1 pseudogene is annotated in these 1,444 nt (G+C 65.3%); it reads left to right on the plus strand.

From position 1 onward, the window contains the following. Positions 1–349: 349 nt before the first annotated feature. Positions 350–1,322 (plus strand): annotated as a pseudogene (argC, locus tag MKK69_RS31220) (N-acetyl-gamma-glutamyl-phosphate reductase). The last annotated feature ends 122 nt before the right edge of the window (positions 1,323–1,444 follow it).

The following is a 1,444-nucleotide window of genomic DNA, read 5'->3' on the forward strand; positions in this document are numbered from 1 at the left end:
TCGACCCAACCCGGACGAGCGGAGCCACGTCATGGTTTCTCGAAAGCGGTCAAACGGTGTCCCCAAAGTGCTTGGCAGGTATTCTGCTTGACGTTGGATGTGCCGAGCGACAGGGTACCGGGATATGATCGGGAACTGGACCCTGTGCGACCGACGCCGACGCCGCTGCACTTTTGCTGCGGCTTCCCGGCTGCGTGCTGATCGGTGTCCTTCCGCGGAATGACGGCCTCCCCGTAGGCCATTCCGCCGGAACGATCCCGGCCCACGTTTCCGAACCCCCGCAGCCCCCGGCTCCGGGGGTTTTCTTTTGCCCAGGCCACTGCTTCCCAAACCCTTGGAGGACACCACCATGAGTATCCGCGTCGGCATCGTCGGGATCAGCGGCTTCGGCGGCGGCGAAGCCATGCGTCTGATCGCGAGCCACCCGTCGTTCGAATTGGTCTACGCCGCAGGAGAGGGTAGCGCGGGCAGCCGACTGGTGGACCGGTTTCCCGGTGTGCCGGGCAAACTCGCCGATCTCGTGATCGCGAGGTGGGCCCCCGCAACGCTGCCGAAGCTCGACGTGCTGTTCGCCTCGCTTCCCACAGGTGCCTCAGCCGACGCGCTGGCGCGCGTGCCGGAGGACGTGAAGATCATCGATATCGGCGGCGACCACCGCTTCGTCGAGGGTTGGGTATATGGCCTTGCCGACGTTTGGCCGGACCAAATCAGAGATCAGCGCCGCATCCAACCCCGGCTGCTTTCCCGCCGCGACGCTGACCGCGCTCGCACCGTTACTGGCCGAAGGGCTGATCGAGCCCGGCAACATCGTGATCGATGCCAAGACCGGCATCTCCGGGGCCGGTCGCGGTGGTGATAGCAAGTTTGGCTATGCCGAGAGCAACGAGAACCTCGTGCCCTACGGTCTACTTCGGCACGTTCACATGCCCGAGATGGCCAAGGCAATCGAACGGCTGAGCGGCGGTAGCGCGGCCGGTCTCGTGTTCACTCCGCACTTGGTGCCGATGACCCGCGGCGTCCTCGCCACCATCTACTGTCGCGGTCGCACCACCACGGACGCGTGCCTGGACGCAGCACGGCGGTTCTACGCAGGGCGGGCGTTCGTTCGGGTAACCGACAGGCCGCCGCAGACCAAGTGGGCGACGGGTTCGAACCTTGCGTTCGTCAGCTACGCGGCCGACCCCGAGCGTGACCTCGTGATCGCGATGGGGGTCGTAGACAACCTCGGCAAGGGTGCAGCCGGTCAGGCGGTGCAGAACGCGAACCTCGTCTGTGGTTTGGCAGAAACCACGGGGCTCGATGGCTCACCGGTTTGGCCATGATGGTGGCAAGCCCAGGCAGTTCTTCGATCCACTCGGCAAGCCTGTGATGTGAGAAAGGGTTGGGACGGCATGTCGGCTTCGGCCCATGTGCCGCCCGAAAGCGGACGGGCCGTTTCCCACCC

Source organism: Methylobacterium sp. J-026 (assembly GCF_022829585.1).
Lineage (GTDB): Bacteria > Pseudomonadota > Alphaproteobacteria > Rhizobiales > Beijerinckiaceae > Methylobacterium.